The organism is Curtobacterium sp. 179-B 9B NHS, assembly GCF_045370965.1.
In the GTDB taxonomy this organism is placed as follows: domain Bacteria; phylum Actinomycetota; class Actinomycetes; order Actinomycetales; family Microbacteriaceae; genus Curtobacterium.
Genome location: NZ_JBIQDQ010000011.1, coordinates 51,640 through 68,645, shown reverse-complemented (window position 1 = coordinate 68,645; position 17,006 = coordinate 51,640). Strand labels below are relative to the sequence as shown.

The following is a 17,006-nucleotide window of genomic DNA, read 5'->3' as shown; positions in this document are numbered from 1 at the left end:
GGTTGCATGGTTGCCGACCGGGCATCGAGGACGGCGCCGGAGGAGACCGACGGCTCCGACTCAGGCGTCGTCCGACGGGAACGCGAGCTGCAGGGCCAGCTCCGCCGCCCGGAGTCGAGCCGGCGAGAGGTCCCACGGCATGCGCGCGATCACCGCCGCTGCCCCCGTGCCCCGGCCTCCTGCTGCGGTCGGCGTGTCGACGTCCCCGGGGTCCTGACGGTTCCAGGCATCGAAGACCGCCTCGTCCTCCTGCAGCTGCCCGGACTCTTCGACGGCCCGCATCAGCGCGCTCTCGAAGGCGTGCCGTTCGGCGGCGACCTGGGCCACCCTCGGATCGTCCACCGCGACGCTGTCGTCGAGCGCCTCCTCGGCTGCGTCGACGCGGTCGGATGCTGCGCGCAGCGCCGGGTCCCGAGCGAGGGCGACGAACCGGCCGGCCTGCGCGAAGGCGCCGAGCGGGCCGAGGATGCGTTCGGTGACGAGCAGCGTGTCGAGGTCGTCCGACCGCAGGGAACCATCCGGCGCATCCTCGAGCCGGTGCGCGACGATGTCGTGGAGCAGGCCGAGGCGGCTCCCGCGAGCGCGCATCCGACGGACCGCGGCACGCTTGCGTCGGAGCTCGGCCTCCTGTTCTGCCAGCCGGTCCTCGAGGCGCCCGAGGACGTCGGCCACCGTCCCGTCGTCGTCGAGGGTGCTCGGAGCCGCGCCGTCGAAGGCGTCGCGGACGTCCTCGAGCGCGACGCCCGCCTCGGCCATCCGGCGGATCCAGAGCAGCCGTGTGATGTCCGCTGGGCCGTAGCGGCGCCGGCCGTCGCTCCCCCGCTCCTGCTCGGGGAGCAGGCCGAGCTGGTGGTAGTGCCGGATCGCACGCGGCGTGGTGCCGACGAACGCCGCGGCGTCGCCGATCGGGACGTGGCGGGGTGGGACGGGGAACGCGTGCACGGCAGGCCTCTCGGCTCGGGACAGGACGTGCTCCCGAGCAGACCACATGACGCTGCGGCAGGAGCAAGGGGACGGCGTGTCGGACGGGGAGGCGCGTGGCGTGTCCGCCACACGCCTCCCGTCCGACTCGGTCGTACCGGCACCCCCTCACTTGATGCCGGTGGACGCGATGCCCTGCACGAACTGCCGCTGGAAGGCCAGGAAGACCACGAGCAGCGGCAGCACCGTGACGGTCGCGATCGCCATCACCGCGCCCCACGGCGAGCTGAACGCCGGGTTGTTCGTCAGCGTGGACAGTGCCACCGGCACGGTCAGGTTCTCGTTCCCCTGCAGCACGACGAGCGGCCAGAGGAAGTCGTTCCAGCGCGTCATGAACCCCAGGATGACGAGGACGCCGACGAGGGGCCCGCACGACGGCAGCACGACCCGGAAGAACGTCTGGAACTCCCCTGCCCCGTCGAGCCGGGCGGCCTCCATCAGCGCGTCGGGGACGCCGAGCATGAACTGCCGGGCGATGAAGATCCCGACCACGTCGAACACCGTCGGCAGGATCACCGCCCACGGGGAGTCGACCAGCCCCATCTTCGCGACGACGAGGAAGCTCGGCACGATGGTCACCTGGATCGGGATCATGATCGTGACGAGGAACGCGGCGTAGAGCAGTCCGCGCCCGCGGAACCGGAACTTCGCGAGCGCGTACCCGGCCATCAGCGACACGCCGACGCTCAGCGCGGTGCCGAGGCTGGTGATGAGCGCCGAGTTGCCCAACCACCGCCACACCGGCTGGGTGCTGAACACCTGAGCGTAGTTGTCGAAGGACGGGTCCGCGGGGAACAGGTAGAAGGAGCCGCTCTGCGACTGGCCGCCGGGCGTGAGCGCCGACACGATCATCCAGTAGAGCGGGAACACCATGATGACCGCCAGGGCGGTCAGGACGGCGACGAGCAGCCACCGGCGGGGGCGGTTCCGAACGCGCAGGCGGGTCGGTGCGGAGCGGGGCGCGGTACGGCCACGGGTCTCGAGGACGGCCATCAGAGCATCTCCTCCGCCTTGCGGTCGGCTCGCTGCCGGAGCAGCGTGAACACGAGCAGGATCGCGACGAGGACGAGTCCGAGGGCCGCCGCGTAGCCCATCCGGGCGTCGACGAACGCGGAGCGGAACACGTACTGGATGAGCACGGTGGTGCAGAAGCCGGGGCCGCCGCCGGTCATCACGTAGATGACGTCGAAGGCCTGCAGCGAGAACACCACGTTGAGGATGAGCAGGATCGACGTCGTCGGTCGGAGGAGCGGCCAGGTGATCGTCCGGAACCGCGCCCAGCGGGACGCCCCGTCGATCGCCGCCGCCTCCTTGAGCTCGGCGGGGACGGACTGCAGTGCGCCGAGGTAGATCACCATGCAGAACCCGATCCGGGTCCACACCACGACGATCACCAGCGTCGCCATCGCCCACCCGGGAGCGGTCAGCCAGGGCAGCCGGCCGAGCCCGAGCGCCTCGAGGAGGTTGTTCACCACGCCGTAGTCACCGTTGAAGATCCACGACATGACCACACCGACGACCACTCCGGCGGCGACCATCGGGACGAAGAACAGCGCCCGGAACACCCCGCGGCCGGGCAGCGGACGGTTGAGCGCCACGGCGAGCGCCAGGCCGATCGCCATCGAGGTCGGGACCGTCCCGACCGTGAAGACGAGGGTGTTGCCGAGCGCGGTGGCGATCAGCGGGTCGGAGCCCATCGTCGCGAAGTTGCCGGCACCGATCCAGTCGCCGCCGCCGATGGACGTGCTGCTGTCCCGCAGGCTCAACAGGACCGCTATGACGATCGGTACGAGCGAGAACGCCAGGAAGAGCAGTCCGGCCGGCCCGACGAAGACGTACGGGACGAATCGGCCCCGTCGCGTGCCGGTGGCGCGGCTGGCGGGCAGGCCGCCGGCCGGCGGAGTGGTCGTCGCCGTTCGCACCGGCGCGGTCTCAGTTCGCAGTGACACTGCGCATCGCCCCCATCATCTGGTTCGCTGCGTCCTTCGGGCTGAGCTGCCCGAGGAGACACAGGTCGAGGTAGTCGGCGAAGACCGCGTTGAGCGACGCGAAGTACTGACCGCTCTCGGCCTTCACCATCGACAGCGGGATCGTCGATCCCTGGTCGATGAACTGCTGCATGGTGTCGGAGTGGGTGGCGTAGCCGATGTCGGCGGCGTCGAGGGACTTCCGAGCCGGGAGCCAGTTGCCGTCGTGGCAGAACCGTTCGACGTTCGCCCGGCTCGTGATCATGACGACGAGCTCGGCGGCGAGCTCGGGGTGCCTGCTCGACTTGGTGACTGCCAGGGCGTTGCCGCCCAGGTCGCTCGCCTCCCCGGTGTTGCGGATCATCGGCGCGGTCCCCCACTCGTCCGGCATCTCCTGGTCGAGCTGGGCCATCGGCTCAGGGTTGTTGAGCATCATGCCGATCTGCCCGGTCGTGAACAGGTTCCGGGCGACGTCGCCGCCGCCGGTCTTGCTGAGGTTGCCCGTCGTGGCGAGCCCCTCGGCGTACCACTTCCGGCCGAACTCCAGGGCGCCGATCGCCTCCGGGGTGTCCATGGACGGGGTCGCGCCGTCCTCGCCCAGGAAGGCGCCGCCGTTCTGGTACACGAAGGGCAGCCACCGGTAGGCAGTCTCCGGTCCGCTCCACCCGTAGCCGAAGGCGTACTTTCCCGTGACCTGCTTGACCTCGCGGGCGACGTCGAGGAACTCGTCCCAGGTCCAGGCGTCCGCGAGCGCGGTCGGCGGGGTGACGCCGATCCGCTCCATCACCCGGCGGTCGTAGTAGGTGATGAAGTTGTCGGTGTGCTGGAACACCCCGTACACGCCGTCGTTCCGGGCGCCGATGGCCCAGAACGGGTCGGTGTAGTCGGCTCGGTAGTCGGCGGGGATCTGCCCGCTGATGTCGACCAGGCTGCCGTTCGCGGCGTACCGACCGATCTGCTGCGGGGTGATCCGGATGATGTCGGGAGCGAGGTCGGCCGCCAGTCGGGTGATGAACCACTGGTGGAACTGCCCGGTCGTGACCTCGACGGCGACGCTCGTGCCGGGGTGCGTCGCGACGAACTCGTCGGCGATCGCCTGGTAGCTGGTGATGTCGGTCGGGATGTTCCACGTCGAAAGGCGGATGTGCTTCGTGCCGCCGTGGGCGGTCGTGCCCTGCCCCGCACAGGCGGCGAGAGCGCCGGCCATGGATGTGCCGGCGAGGGCGAGGAACCCCCGTCTGGCCAGCTGGGGGAATGGTCGGGTCGGCATGGTCCTCTCCTTCGAGGTCGTGGTGCCGGGTACGTTCGGACGGGAGGCGCGGCCCGCGTGGGCGCGTCGTCGCGCCCCGCGTGGACGGGTCGCGACCGGTTCTGTGGTCGCGACCCGCCGGGTGGTCGCGCCGGTGCGGGGACGGTGACCCCGCACCGGACGTGCGGGGTCAGACGAGCGCGGGGCGGGCCTCCCGGTCGGTCACCGCGGTCGCACCGGACGCGTCCGCCGGGCGGAGGGACTCGGGGAGCAGCGCCGCGTGCGCGTGCAGGAGCTCGTCGGTCATCTCGGCGATCCGGTCGAGGGTGAGGTGGGCGGCGGTCAGCGGGTCGAGCGCGACCGCGTGGTGCACGTGCGCCACGTCGCCGGTCAGCGCCGCGCGCACGGCGAGCGTCTGCACGTTCGTGTTCGTGCGGTTCAGGGCGGCGAGCTGCGGCGGGAGCTCGCCGAACGACGTCGGCTGCACGCCCTTGCCGTCGACCAGGCACGCGACCTCGACGCAGGCGTCCGACGGCAGGTTCTGGATGACGCCCGTGCTGTTCGGGACGTTGCCGTACACGACCGCGGGGACGCCGGTGACGATCGCGTTCACGATGCTCGCGCCGTACTCGACGCTCGGCGACAGGTCGGCCTTGAGCTTCTCGAGCTGCGCGTCGACGTCGCCCTGTTCGTCGTGTGCGAGGCAGATCTCGTAGTAGTCCCAGCGTTCGGGGATGTACTCGCGCACGGTCTCGGGGTCCTTGCGGAAGTACGGGACGTACTCGCTCGCATGGTGGCTCGACTCGGTCTCGAAGTACCCGAAGGAGCGCATCAGCTCGGTGCGGACCTGCTCGTTCCCGCCCTCGTAGTTGCTCGCGGCGACGGCGGCCTCGCTGTGGTCCCCGTCGTCGTCGTGCAGGTCGGACGCGGCGACACCCCGTCGGTGCTTCGCGGACATGACCTCGCGGAGGCGCGGGTACAGGTCCTCGCCGCCCCGACGCCGGAACTCGAGGATCCAGGCCTGGTGGTTGATCCCGGCGCTGACGAACTCGACCTCGTCGTAGGGCACGCCGAGCGTCCGGGCGAGCATCCGCGTCGTCCCCTGCACGCTGTGGCAGAGGCCGACGGTCCGGAGCCCCTTCGCGTTGAGGAACGCCGTCGCCATCGCCATCGGGTTCGCGTAGTTGATGAACTGGGCGTCCGGGCAGAGCTCGAGGGCGTCGCCGGCGATGTCCTCGTAGGCGCGGACCGAGCGGAGGAACCGGAAGACGCCGCCGGGTCCGACGGTGTCACCGACGGCCTGGTCGATGCCGTACCGCCGCGGGATCTCGACGTCCCACCGGTACGACTCCACGCCCCCCACCTGGAACGTGATGATGACGACGTCGGCGCCGTCGAGCGCTTCGCGGCGGTCGGTGGTCTCGAGCACCTCGACACCGAGGCCGTGGTGGGCGACGAGTTCACGTGCGGCCGTCGCAGTACGGGCGACCCTGCCCGCGTCGAGGTCCATGAGGTGCAGCGTCGCGTCCTGCAGCGCGGGGAAGCTGACGAGGTCGCCGATGAGCCGGAAGGGGAAGACGAAGCCGCCGGCGCCGATGATGGTGATCTTGGTCATGTCGTCACGCTAGGAAGCGAGGCTCCCCCGGGTCCTCCGGCTTCGGACGGGAGGGTTCCAGGATCCTCGGACGGGCTGCTCCCCGACGGGTGCCCGCCCGGCCGAGCGGGCGGTGCCGGCCCTGCCGGTCGGGCGGTGCGCTGTCGTAGGCTCGCGGTGTGCTCGACGTGGAGACGGTGGAAGCGGCGTACTGGAGCCATCGCGGCCCGGCGCCGCTCATGGCGTCGTCGCACCGGCACGACGACCTCGAGATCAACCTCGTGCTCGAGGGGCGGCTGGACTACCGGTTCGGCGGTGCGCCCGTGAGCGTCCACGCCGGGGAGATCGCACTCTTCTGGGGGTGGACACCCCACCAGCTCGTCGGCGACGCGACCGGGACCGGGCAGTTCCGCTGGGTGCACATCCCGCTCGGCGAGGTCCTGGCGTGGGGGCTGCCCGACCACGACCTGGGCGCCATGCTCCTCAACCGGCCCGTCGTCGTGCCCACGGCTGCCGCCGGTCGGGACGTCGAGTCGATGCTGGGGTCGTGGCAGCGGGACTTCGCGGACGACGGCGCCGAGGTGATCGCGAACCTCGAGGCCCAGGCGCTCGTCCGGCGGCTCCTCCGCCACCACCGTGACGCCCTCGCCCTGCGCGCCGAGGACGGACACGGCACAGCGGACGCGATGCACCGGGTGATCGACATGGTGCGGTTCGTCGTCGACCGGTTCCAGGACCCGATCGACGTCGCCGACGTCGCTGCCGCGGCGCACCTGCACCCGCACTACGCGATGACGGTGTTCCGTCAGGACGTCGGCGCGACGATCCTCGAGTACCTGACGCGCTGCCGGGTCGCCGAGTCGCAGCGGTTGCTCGCGACCACCTCGTTGACGATCTCGGAGATCGCGCACGCGGCGGGCTTCGGGTCGCAGTCGAGCTTCTACGCGCACTTCACCCGGGCCTGCGGAACGGCACCGGGCACGTACCGGGCACAACTCCGCGAGGGCCCGAGGCACTGACGGTCGCGCTGGCCCGTCAGGTCGGGCGGTCGTGTTGCGTCCCTGACGACCTCGGTCCACGACTGCTCGGGGGTCAGGAGTCGCAGGAGCCGGGTGGAGTCGTCCACGTCGCCGTCCTGCCGGTCACTGCTCGAGCGCTCGGCGCAGCAACGGCAGCAGCGCGTTCCCGTCGCGGCCCCGGACGACGGGCACGCCGTGCACCAGCGTCACCTGCTCACGCCCCGACGTGGACTCCTGCACCTCACGGATGGCGATCGCTGCGACCGCGTCGTGGTGGTCGCGGGCGAAGGCCGAGTAGAGCTCGGGGTCGTGTTCGCCGTCGTCGCCGACGAGCACCCAGGAGACGTCGGGCAGGTCCTCGCGCAGCCGGAGGAGGGAGGACCGCTTGTGTTCCTTCCCGTCCCGGAACCAGTGCGTCGGCGTGATCCCCCAGTCCGTCATGAGCAGCGTGCCGGCCGGGAACCCGTTGCGCTGCAGGAACCGCGAGGCGATCCCCGCGAAGTTCCACGGACCGTTGCTGACGTAGACGACCGTCGGCTGACCTTGACCACGGACGACGTCCTGCACGAGCTCGGCCATGCCGGGGACGGCCTTCCGCGTCGCACTCCTGCCGAAGAACGTCCGTCGGGCGGCTGCGAGCGGGTTCGACATGCCCGTGACCCACACGGTGTCGTCGATGTCGCAGACGACGCCCCGGTGTGACCCGCCTGCGACGGCGTGGATCGGCACACGGGTCGGCGCTCGCCCCGGCAGCCGCAGGACGGCGTCCTCGGGAGCAGACCCCGACGAGTGCTCGAGCGCCACGCTCACGTCCACGAGCCCTTGCTCGTCGCTGATCGCCGTCGTGGTCGTGCCGCCGAGCTCGACCTCGACCTCGACGTCGGGGCGCTCCACCGTCAGCAGCCGACGCCATGCGGCGATCCCACGTCGGGCGGCCGGGTCGACCGATGCCGGCGCGAGCACCACCCGGGCCAGGACACGGCCCTGCTGCGCGTCGGCGTAGCCGGAGTACGGCAGCAGGGCCGGGCGCCAGCCGAGCTGCGTCAGTCCGCGAGCGAGCCACTTGCGGGCACCGGTCACGACGACGTACGTGACGGTGAGGAGCTTCGGACGCGAGGTCCCCGGGCTGCGGAGCGACGATGACACCCGTCCACCGTACGGGGGCAGGGTCGACCGGGGACTGCCCGACGGGTGATCACCGACGATCCAGGGCAGCCGGACCGTCGACGTGCCCGTGGAAGACTCGCGACATGGACCTCGACGACCTCGGCCAGCGGATCTGCATCCTGGGGCCGTCGAACAGCGGCAAGTCGACCCTCGCGGCGGCCGTCGGCCGAGTCCGTTCCCTTCCGGTGATCCATCTGGACCAGTACCGGCACCTGCCCGGGACACAGTGGGTCGAGCGCCCGGACGACGAGTTCGAGCTGATGCACGACGAGGTGGTGCGCACCGATCGGTGGGTCATCGACGGCAACTACTCCCGCTGGCTTCCCGAGCGGCTCCGGCGGGCGACGGGCCTGGTGGTCCTGGATGCCTCGCCGGCAGCGAGCGTCGTCCGGTACGTCCGCCGGACGCTCTTCGAACCCGACCGCGCCGGGAGCCTGGAGGGCACTCGCGACCGTCTCCGCATGGAGATGATCCGGTTCATGCTCGGACCCGCCAGGACGAACCGGCTCCGGTACCGACACGCCTTCGACGAGTTCGGACGACCGAAGGTCCTCCTGCCGGACCGTGCGGCCCTCGAGGACTTCTCCCGTCGCAACGACCTGGCCCGGCGCAGCCCCGACGGCTGAACCGTCCGCTGGGCGGTCGGCTACCGAAGCGGCTCGGACGATGGCGAGGTGGCGCGCAGGACGAGGCGTACCGCCTGTACCGCCTCAGCGGGCACGAGGTGCGCTTCGTCGAGCGACGTCGCGGCGATCCAGGTCGGGGCGTACTCGTTGCGCTCCGAGGCACGCAGTAGCACCGCCCGTCCTTGCGTCGCTCGATCACGAGCACCCGCTCGTCACGAACGACGACTGCCACTGATCGGATGCGCACGACCTCAGCTCACCACGTTCTGCTGCTCGTCCGTCTCCTGGAGCGGGTACGCCAGGGTGCCTCGGCCTCGGAAGCCGACAGCGCGCCAGAACGCGACCGCATCGCGGTCCTCGGGTGACGGGTCGACCACGAAGTGGGTCCTGCCGCTCGCCCGGACCCGCTCGAGCAGGGCCTCGACCACCTGTCGACCGACACCCGCACCACGCTCCGCGGGCAGCAGGATGAGGTCCGTACCGGCGCCCGATCCATCCGCGTACAACTGCGTGAAGCCGACCACTCGGTCGTCGACCTCGACGAGGAAGCACTCGACGTCCGGGAGACGAGCGCCCACGTACTTCTCCCGGAGCTGCGAGTCGGACCGGAACCCAGGCCCGCCCCATCCCTCGAACGCCGGATCGCGGAACAGTGCCCGCACCTCGAGGAGGTCGTCAGGCGTGGTGGGCCGGAGCATCAGCGCTCGCTCACTCCCTCGCATCGAGCGAGCCTCCCACCGCACGTCTCGCCGGTCAACGAGCAACGCGTCGATCCGGACGACACCGTGCTGAGCCACGAACAGCCCCTGACGGCGAGTTGCCGGAGGGGCCGTGGGCGTCAGGGGGGGGACCGTCGTCAGTCGGTCGTCCGTCGCCGCGGGCGGCGGGCGAGTGCTGCGGCTTGGTCATCGCGGGTGTAGTCGAGCGCCTGGATCGCGTGTTCGACGCGCGAGCGGGTCGTGGGTCGGACGTTGGTGGCGCCGTTGAGGACGCGGGACACGGTCTGGTGTGACACGTGCGCGGCGGCGGCGACGTCGTGGATGGTGGGTGGTTTCGGCACAGCTGGCTCCCGTGGACGTGAGGTGCGGGCACCGTCCGTGGACGACGTGACGGTGCCCGCCGCGAAGCCGGTGGATCAGGAACCGGCCTCGCTGCTCCGCCCGTTCACTCGGTGCCCCGGGTCGGGGCCGGGCGGAGGTCGGAGCGGCCTCAGTGGCCGGCGCCGAGGTTCCCGGCGAGGCGGCCGTGGAAGGCCCGGCTGGCGTCGTTCATGCCGCGGATCTCGACCCGCTTGCCGTGCTGGTGGTACTTCGTCTCGATCGAGTCGAGCGCGGCGACGGTGGAGGCGTCCCACACGTGCGACCTGGTCATGTCGATGATCACGAGCTCGGGGTCGTCCGAGTAGTCGAACTGGGTGATGAGGTCGTTGGAGGAGGCGAAGAACAGCTCACCCTCGACGGTGTACAGCGCGTGTTGTTCACCGGTCGGGAGCGTCTCGATGCTCCGCGAGACGTTGGTGAAGTGGGAGACGCGGCGGGCGAAGACGACCATCGCGGCGATCACACCGATGATCACACCGATGGCGAGGTTGTCGGTGGCGACGACGATCACGACGGTGAGGACCATGACGATCGTCTCGCCGACCGGCATCCGCTTGAGCGTGGAGGGCTTGATGCTGTGCCAGTCGAAGGTCCCGACCGACACCATCACCATGACGGCGACGAGGGCTGCCATCGGGATGATCGCGACGACGTCGCCGAGCCCGACGACGAGGACCAGCAGGAACACGCCGGACAGGAACGTCGAGATGCGGGTCCGAGCGCCGGAGGCCTTGACGTTGATCATCGTCTGGCCGATCATCGCGCAGCCGCCCATGCCGCCGAAGAGGCCCGAGGCGATGTTCGCGACGCCCTGCCCGAGGGCTTCGCGGGTCTTGCGGGAACCGGTGTCGGTGACCTCGTCGACGAGCTTCGCGGTCATCAGCGACTCGAGCAGCCCGACGAGCGCCATGGCGAGGGCGTACGGGGCGATGATCGTGAGCGTCTCGAGGTTCACCGGGACGTTCGGGATGAACAGGCTCGGGAGGCTGTCGGGCAGCTTGCCCTCGTCGCCGACGGTCGGGACGGCTATCGACGCGAACACGGTCACCAGGGTCAGGACGACGATCGCGACCAGGGGTGCAGGGATCGCCTTCGTGAGTCGGGGCAGCAGGACGATGATCGCGATACCGGCCGCGGCGATCGGCCAGACGAGCCAGGAGACGCCGATGATGTTCGGCAGCTGCGCGGTGAAGATCAGGATCGCGAGCGCGTTGACGAAGCCGACCATCACGGACCGGGGCACGAACCGCATGAGCTTCGCCGCGCCCAGCCCACCGAGGACGAGCTGGAAGATCCCGCCGAGGAGGACGGTGGCGATGAGGTAGTCGAGACCGTGTTCCTCGACGACGGGGGCGACGACGAGGGCGATGGCTCCGGTGGCGCCGGTGATCATCGCGGCGCGGCCGCCGACGAAGGAGATGACGACAGCCATCACGAACGCCGAGAACAGGCCGACGCGGGGGTCGACCCCGGCGATGATCGAGAACGAGATCGCCTCGGGGATCAGGGCGAGGGCGACGACGAGGCCGGCCAGGACCTCACGGAGCAGGATCTTCGGGTTCCGCAGTGCGGACAGGACGGTGGGGCTGTGGTGCACCTGGACGGGCACCGACTGCGTGACGGTGGTCACGGGTCTCCTTCGGATGGGGGTGCGGGCGCTGCGCCCGCGAGAGCTGTCGTGGGGCGCGTCATCGCGCACGGCCGGCGGCGGCAGAGCGTCCGGCCAGGCCCAACCCTTCCGTTGCGGGAAGGTTGGTGTGGTTCGACTCTAACGCAACGGAAGGGTTGTTGCGCAAGTGGAGGGTGACGACGTGACGATGTCGAACGAGTACCTGATGCACATCGGCGAGGTCGCCGAGCGCACCGGGTTGAGTGTGAAGACGATCCGCGACTACGACGCCGCCGAGGTGCTGCACCCGTCCGGCCGCACCGAAGGCGGGTTCCGCCTGTACTCCGAGGACGACGTCGCCCGACTCCTGATGGTGCGGCGGATGAAACCGCTCGGGTTCTCCCTCGGGGAGGCCGGGATCCTGGTGGACGCGGTGAAGATGCTCGACGAAGCGCAGCCCGACGTCGACCTGACCGCGGTCCGTTCGCGGGTCGCTGCGTTCATCCGGGACGCTGAGACACGACGAGGGCGCCTCCAGGAGCAGCTGCACATGGTCGACGAGTTCCTCGACGAACTCCGCGCGCACTGACCCGCGCGCGGGCAGCCGCTGGTACTCGCGTGCCGCTGGCCGATCAGCTGTGCAGTGCCGGGTGACGTGGGGCGCGGGCGAAGACGGAGCCGACGGCGACGACTGCCGGCAGGATCGCGGCGACCAGCACCGGGGTGGTGTAGTCGCCGGCGACGTCGTGGCCGAGCGCGAGCAGCAGCGGTCCGAACGCGGTCGAGGCGAGGTTCGTCCCGGTCGCGACGCCGCGGATCACGCCGATGTTCGCCGTTCCGTAGTACCGGACGTACGCGGCGGCTTCGATGCCACGCAGGGCTCCGCCGGCGGCGCCGAGGACGAGCCCGTAGAGGACAGCGGTCCACCCGGTGTGCACGATCGGGAGCAGCAGGAGTGCGCCGGTGAGGGTCGTCATCGCGATGGTGACGCCGAACTTCGGCGGGATGCGGTCCGACAGCGCGCCCGTGAGCAGGGTCGCGGCGATGCCGGTGACGGTCTGCGGGAGGAAGTTCGCGGCCGCTTCCCCCGGGGTGAGGCCCTGCTCGCCGAGGACGGCGACCTGGTGGAAGGCCAGCGCGGTGCTGAGCATCCCGGACACCGCGAGCCCGGCAGCGATGGTCCAGAACATGCCGGTGGCGGCCGCTTCCCGGAGCGTCCACACCGGCCCGCCACCGGCAGTTTCCGCGGACTTCCTGCCCTGGGCAGTGGCGGTACGTCGCGGAAGGAGCAATCCGATCGGGATCACGACCGCGGCGACGACGACCGCCTCCACCCGCCACGCGACGTGGATGTCGGTGCCCGCGATCAGGGTCTCGACGAACACCGGCACCAGGGAGATCCCCCCGGAGCCGATCCCTGACGCGATCCCGAGCGCGAGGCCCCGTCGGTCGGCGATGCTGCGGGCGACGAGCGTCGTCGCGGCGAGCGAGAGCGCGCCCTGCCCGGCCATGCGCACACCGACGAACCCAGCCGTCAGGCCGACGATCCCCGCGACGAAGCTCAACGCGGCGAGGAACACGGCGAACGCGACCCCGATGATGATCGTCATCCGCCGGACGCCCCACCGGTCCAACGCTCGACCCGTCAACGGCAGGACGCACGCACCCAGCAGGGTGCCGATGAGGTAACTCGTCGACACCTCCGTCCGTGAGATGCCCAGCTCCCGGATCAGCGGGTCCGTGAACACCGACAGGCCCGCCGTCTGCCCCGGCGCACTCATGACCGACAGGGCACCGCCCGCAGCGATCACCGCGACCCACGGCAACCAGCCACGTACACCCCTCGCCGTCCGGCCGGGCGGCGTCGCTGTCGGATCCGCCGGTGGGACGGCACCCGGGGTGGGCAGGGTGATGTCAGATGTGTTCGGGGAGGACGTGATGCCACGCTCGCTTTCACTGGGGACTCCCGAACCCTACCGCCACGGAAGGGTTGTCGATACCTGGTACAGGGGCCGGGGACACGACGGCGCTACGCTCGCCAGAGCCCAGCAGGACCACGAAGGAGAAGCCGATGACGGAGCGAGCCGCACCGACGACGATGCACATCGGCGAGCTCGCCGACCGTACGGGCCTGTCGAACCGGACGATCCGCCACTACGACGAGGTCGGTCTCCTGCACCCGTCCGGCCGGACCGAGGGCGGCTTCCGGCTCTACACCGACACCGACCTCGCCCGGCTGCTCATCATCCGTCGCATGAAGCCGCTCGGCTTCTCCCTCGAACAGATGGCCGAACTGCTCGCCGTCGTCGACGCCCTCGAGGTCGTCGGTGACGGACCCGGGCAGGCGCGTCTCCGCGAGCAGCTCGACGAGTACATCCGCGACACCGAGCAGCGGCGCGCGAAGCTCGAACAGCACCTCGGCATGGCCGACGAGTTCCTCGGGATCCTCCGCGAGCGGTGAACGCCGGAGCACCTGCGAGGCGATCTGTCGACGAGCGAGGCACGCCGGGGAACGGTCGTTCTCCCCGCGTTGTGCGTCTCGAGGGCCTCCTCACGGCCTGGTTCGATGGTCCCCGTACCGGACTCGTGATCCGGACGGTGTCGTGTCTGGCTGCATTCGGGTTGCAGCCAGGCACTGCTTCCCGTGTCCCGTGTCCCGCCCGTCTCCGGCCGGTCCGCAACTCCTGCACGGGGGCGTTCACGGGATGACCACTGTCCGCGCTCGGTCGGGGGGTTGCGGAGCAGTAGACAGGGCAGTTCACTCGAGAGCGCACCGTGTTCCACTACGGCAGGGAGACCAGCACCGATGCGTTCGATCGTGTACACCAGCACACAGACCCGTCCGATCACGGACACCGAGCTCGCGCAGATCCTCGCGGTCGGGCGGGAGAAGAACACGGCCCTCGGGGTGACGGGCATCCTGGCGCACAAGGGTGACAACTGCCTCGGGATCATCGAGGGCGACGACGAGACCGTTGCTGTCCGCTTCGAACAGGTCCGCCGTGACCCTCGGCACACGAACGTCCGGATCCTGGCGGACGAGCCCGTCGCCCAGCGGTCGTTCCCGGACTGGTCGATGGCGTTCCAGCCGCTCGATCCGCTGATGCAGCAGGTCCCGGGATTCAGTGACCTGTTCGGCCCCAGCCAGCCAGCCGACCCCATGTTCGGCCTGACCCGGGCGCGAGGGCTGTTGGAGTGGTTCCGGAAGCACCCGCTGGCACCCCTGACGAGCCGGACGGCCGAAGCGGACGAAGCACCGCGCACGCGCGCGATCGACGGGGCGATCGCCGCGCTCCACGACGGCGGCGTCTCCCGGTTCACCCTCGACGTCGTCGCTGAGCGCGCGGGCATGGACGCCGACGAGGTCCGTGCGGCGTTCCCGACGGAGCGGGCGCTGCTGGCCGCGACCGTCGAACGGTGGACGCAGACGATCGCGGCGCCGCTCGTGCCGTTGATGGCGGAGAAGGGCACCGTCCCGTTCCTGCACGCCCTGCTCGCTGCACATGCGGAGCAGCCGGCACTGATGGAACTCCTCGCCGCGAGTCTCGCGTCCGCCGCTGACCCGACGGTGGAGGGTGCCGACTACCACCGATCCACCTACCGGCGGTTCCGGCAGTCGATCCGTGACGGACTCGCAGCGGACGTCCGCGACGGACGGGAGCCGGCGACCATGGACCCGGTCCGGGGCGCGCAGCAGTTGCTGGCGCTGTACGACGGGCTCCGCCTGCAGGCGCTGCTCACCACGGACACGGACCTCGTCGACGCGTTCGACCGTGCGGCGACGCGGATGCGTCGCGGGTGGTCGGAGCAGTACGAACAGCCGTCGTACTGGGACACGCCCGGCGCCGGGACCCGCTAGCGCCTGCGGGACCGCCCCTCGAGCCGTGGTTCGCCACGGCTCGAGGGGCGGCGCCACACCGAGCAGGAGCAGGGACGGAGCGGCCGCGACCGACCGCCCCGCTCCCCTACCGCTTCAGGTTCGTCAGCTCCTGCAGCACCTCGTCCGAGGTCGTGATGATCCGCGCGTTCGCCTGGAAGCCGCGCTGCGCCACGATCAGGTTCGTGAACTCCTGCGACAGGTCCACGTTCGACATCTCGAGGGTGCCCGAGGCGAGCTGTCCCACACCCGGGTCGCCGGGAGCGCCGACGGTGGCCTGGCCGGAGTTCGCGGTCGCGCGGTAGCCGGATGCGCCGGTCTTCTCGAGGCCGGCCGGGTTCGCGAAGGTGGCGAGGGCGATGCGGCCGATCGCCAGCGAGGACCCGTTGGAGAACGACCCGACGACGGTGCCGTCCTTCGAGATCGAGTACCCCTGCAGGGAGCCGGCCGCGCTGCCGTTCTGCTCCGAGATCGACGCGGTGTCGAGCGACGCGTAGCCGGTCGTCTTCGAGACGTCGACGGTGATCCCGCCGACGGTGACGGGGCCACCGCTGGCGAGCGACCCGTCGGTGTTGAACGTCAGCGTCGTCGCCGGGCCGAGCGTCCCGCCGTCGATGCGGCCCTGGACGCTCCACTGCGTCGCCGAGGTCTTCGTGTAGGTCAGCGTGAGGGAGCGCTTCTCGCCGTCCGGGCCGTAGACGGTGGCCTCGCGGACCTTCTGGGCGTCGACGGCGGTCTCGGACGGCAGGTTGCCCGTGACCCCGGCCGTCGTGGTCCGCACCGCGGGTGCTGCGGCGTCGATGGGCAGCCGGATGTCGGTCAGGCCGCCACCCTCGTTGACCACACCGTTCGTGGCCGAGTAGCCCTGCACGATCTTGCCGTCGGCGGTGACGAGGCGACCGTCGGCGTCGAAGTCGAACGCGCCGGCGCGGGAGTAGACGGTGTCGTTGCCGAGGCGGGTGACGAAGAACCCGTCGCCGGAGATCATCAGGTCGGTGGCCTTGCCGGTGGCCTGTGCGGAGCCCTGCGCGAAGTTGGTGGAGACGCCGGCGACCTGCACGCCGAGGCCGATCTGCGCGGGGTTCGTGCCGCCGAGGCCGGTCTGCGGTCCTCCGGCACCCTGGGTCATCTGCGACAGGGTGTCCTGGAAGACGGTGGTCGACGACTTGAAGCCGACGGTGTTGACGTTGGCGATGTTGTTGCCGGTGACGTCGAGCATCTGCTGGTGCGAACGGAGACCGGAGATGCCGGAGTAGAGGGAGCGGAGCATGGTGCGACCTTTCGTGGAAGGAAGACTCGTGGAGGGAAGACTCGTGGAGGGAGGACGAACAGGAGGGGGACGAGGAGCGCGGCCGCGGGTCAGGCGGCCTTGATACCGGAGATCACGTCGAGGTCGACCTCCTTCCCGTTCACGGTCACGGTCGGCACGCTGTTCGCGTACGACACGGCGGTGGCGGTGCCCGAGACCGCGGTCCCGGTGCTCGCGTCGGTGTAGCTGACCTGCTTCCCGACGAGGTTCGCGGCGGCGATCCGCATCTGCAGCGAGAAGTTCTCGTTCGCCGTCGTGGTCTGGTTGGTGATCTGCTCCATCGTCGCGAGCTGCGTCTGCTGGCTGATCATCTGGTTGGTGTCCATCGGCGAGGACGGGTCCTGGTTCCGGAGCTGCGTGACGAGCAGCTTCATGAACACCTCCGAGTCCATCGTCTGGGACTTCTTCGCACCGGCGGTCTGGGCGATCGCCGCTGCCTGCGTGGCAGCGTCCACCGAGCCGGTGATGCCGTCGAGGGGCATGGTGTGGTCTCCTTCTCGTGTCCGCG

At 70.5% G+C, this 17,006-nt stretch carries 17 protein-coding genes; 5 read left to right on the top strand and 12 right to left on the bottom strand.

What is annotated here, in order from left to right:
• Positions 1-60: 60 nt before the first annotated feature.
• The 5 genes from ACH0A8_RS10895 to melA all read right to left on the bottom strand — a co-directional run bounded on the left by ACH0A8_RS10895 (position 61) and on the right by melA (position 5,812).
• A complete protein-coding gene (locus ACH0A8_RS10895; RefSeq protein WP_066654141.1) occupies positions 61-942 on the bottom strand; it encodes a MerR family transcriptional regulator in 882 nt (293 codons plus the stop codon).
• Between the two features lie 147 nt (positions 943-1,089).
• Positions 1,090-1,974 (bottom strand): carbohydrate ABC transporter permease, encoded by an 885-nt coding sequence (locus ACH0A8_RS10890; RefSeq protein WP_235426586.1) that lies wholly within the window; start codon positions 1,972-1,974, stop codon positions 1,090-1,092.
• Complete coding sequence (locus ACH0A8_RS10885; protein ID WP_406907194.1) at positions 1,974-2,903, bottom strand: carbohydrate ABC transporter permease; 930 nt, start codon at positions 2,901-2,903, stop codon at positions 1,974-1,976. Before ACH0A8_RS10885 ends, ACH0A8_RS10890 begins: the two co-directional genes overlap by 1 nt.
• Positions 2,904-2,913: 10 nt before the next feature.
• Positions 2,914-4,218, bottom strand: a complete 1,305-nt coding sequence (locus tag ACH0A8_RS10880) for an ABC transporter substrate-binding protein (protein ID WP_406907193.1) — start codon at positions 4,216-4,218, stop codon at positions 2,914-2,916.
• A 169-nt stretch (positions 4,219-4,387) separates the two neighbouring features.
• Positions 4,388-5,812, bottom strand: a complete 1,425-nt coding sequence (melA, locus tag ACH0A8_RS10875; protein WP_406907192.1) for an alpha-galactosidase — start codon at positions 5,810-5,812, stop codon at positions 4,388-4,390.
• Between the two features lie 158 nt (positions 5,813-5,970).
• Here melA and ACH0A8_RS10870 point away from each other — a divergent pair, with 158 nt between their 5' ends.
• Entirely contained in the window at positions 5,971-6,810 is an 840-nt protein-coding gene (locus tag ACH0A8_RS10870; RefSeq protein ID WP_406907191.1) for a helix-turn-helix domain-containing protein, read from the top strand.
• A 123-nt stretch (positions 6,811-6,933) separates the two neighbouring features.
• Here ACH0A8_RS10870 and ACH0A8_RS10865 read toward each other — a convergent pair whose 3' ends face one another.
• Positions 6,934-7,956, bottom strand: coding sequence for an App1 family protein (locus ACH0A8_RS10865; protein ID WP_406907190.1), 1,023 nt, complete (start codon positions 7,954-7,956; stop codon positions 6,934-6,936).
• A gap of 104 nt (positions 7,957-8,060) precedes the next feature.
• Here ACH0A8_RS10865 and ACH0A8_RS10860 point away from each other — a divergent pair, with 104 nt between their 5' ends.
• Complete coding sequence (locus ACH0A8_RS10860; RefSeq protein WP_066654134.1) at positions 8,061-8,603, top strand: AAA family ATPase; 543 nt, start codon at positions 8,061-8,063, stop codon at positions 8,601-8,603.
• Positions 8,604-8,854: 251 nt separating this feature from the next.
• Here the strand turns inward: ACH0A8_RS10860 and ACH0A8_RS10855 are convergent, their stop codons facing one another.
• From ACH0A8_RS10855 to ACH0A8_RS10845, 3 genes are all read right to left on the bottom strand, one after another.
• On the bottom strand, positions 8,855-9,301 hold the full coding sequence (locus ACH0A8_RS10855) for an N-acetyltransferase family protein (RefSeq protein ID WP_406907189.1): 447 nt from the start codon (positions 9,299-9,301) through the stop codon (positions 8,855-8,857).
• Positions 9,302-9,459: 158 nt separating this feature from the next.
• Positions 9,460-9,663, bottom strand: a complete 204-nt coding sequence (locus ACH0A8_RS10850; protein ID WP_066654131.1) for a LacI family DNA-binding transcriptional regulator — start codon at positions 9,661-9,663, stop codon at positions 9,460-9,462.
• Positions 9,664-9,812: 149 nt separating this feature from the next.
• The gene (locus ACH0A8_RS10845) at positions 9,813-11,333 is read right to left on the bottom strand and encodes a SulP family inorganic anion transporter (RefSeq protein ID WP_209682758.1); all 1,521 of its coding nucleotides are present in this window, start codon (positions 11,331-11,333) and stop codon (positions 9,813-9,815) included.
• Positions 11,334-11,520: 187 nt separating this feature from the next.
• Between ACH0A8_RS10845 and ACH0A8_RS10840 the strand changes: the two genes are divergently transcribed.
• Positions 11,521-11,901 (top strand): MerR family transcriptional regulator, encoded by a 381-nt coding sequence (locus ACH0A8_RS10840; protein WP_058728562.1) that lies wholly within the window; start codon positions 11,521-11,523, stop codon positions 11,899-11,901.
• Between the two features lie 43 nt (positions 11,902-11,944).
• Here ACH0A8_RS10840 and ACH0A8_RS10835 read toward each other — a convergent pair whose 3' ends face one another.
• Positions 11,945-13,093: an MFS transporter gene (locus ACH0A8_RS10835; RefSeq protein ID WP_406907188.1), complete on the bottom strand. Its 1,149-nt coding sequence runs from the start codon at positions 13,091-13,093 to the stop codon at positions 11,945-11,947.
• Positions 13,094-13,383: 290 nt separating this feature from the next.
• On the opposite strand from ACH0A8_RS10835, the gene ACH0A8_RS10830 reads away from it, so the two are divergent.
• Both ACH0A8_RS10830 and ACH0A8_RS10825 read left to right on the top strand, forming a co-directional pair.
• Complete coding sequence (locus ACH0A8_RS10830) at positions 13,384-13,773, top strand: MerR family transcriptional regulator (protein ID WP_209682764.1); 390 nt, start codon at positions 13,384-13,386, stop codon at positions 13,771-13,773.
• Positions 13,774-14,118: 345 nt separating this feature from the next.
• Positions 14,119-15,171 (top strand): BLUF domain-containing protein, encoded by a 1,053-nt coding sequence (locus ACH0A8_RS10825; protein ID WP_251160267.1) that lies wholly within the window; start codon positions 14,119-14,121, stop codon positions 15,169-15,171.
• A 106-nt stretch (positions 15,172-15,277) separates the two neighbouring features.
• On the opposite strand, the gene ACH0A8_RS10820 is transcribed toward ACH0A8_RS10825, so the two are convergent.
• Complete coding sequence (locus ACH0A8_RS10820) at positions 15,278-16,459, bottom strand: flagellar hook protein FlgE (protein WP_251155431.1); 1,182 nt, start codon at positions 16,457-16,459, stop codon at positions 15,278-15,280.
• A gap of 89 nt (positions 16,460-16,548) precedes the next feature.
• Positions 16,549-16,980, bottom strand: coding sequence for a flagellar hook assembly protein FlgD (locus tag ACH0A8_RS10815; protein ID WP_251155430.1), 432 nt, complete (start codon positions 16,978-16,980; stop codon positions 16,549-16,551).
• Positions 16,981-17,006 lie beyond the last annotated feature (26 nt).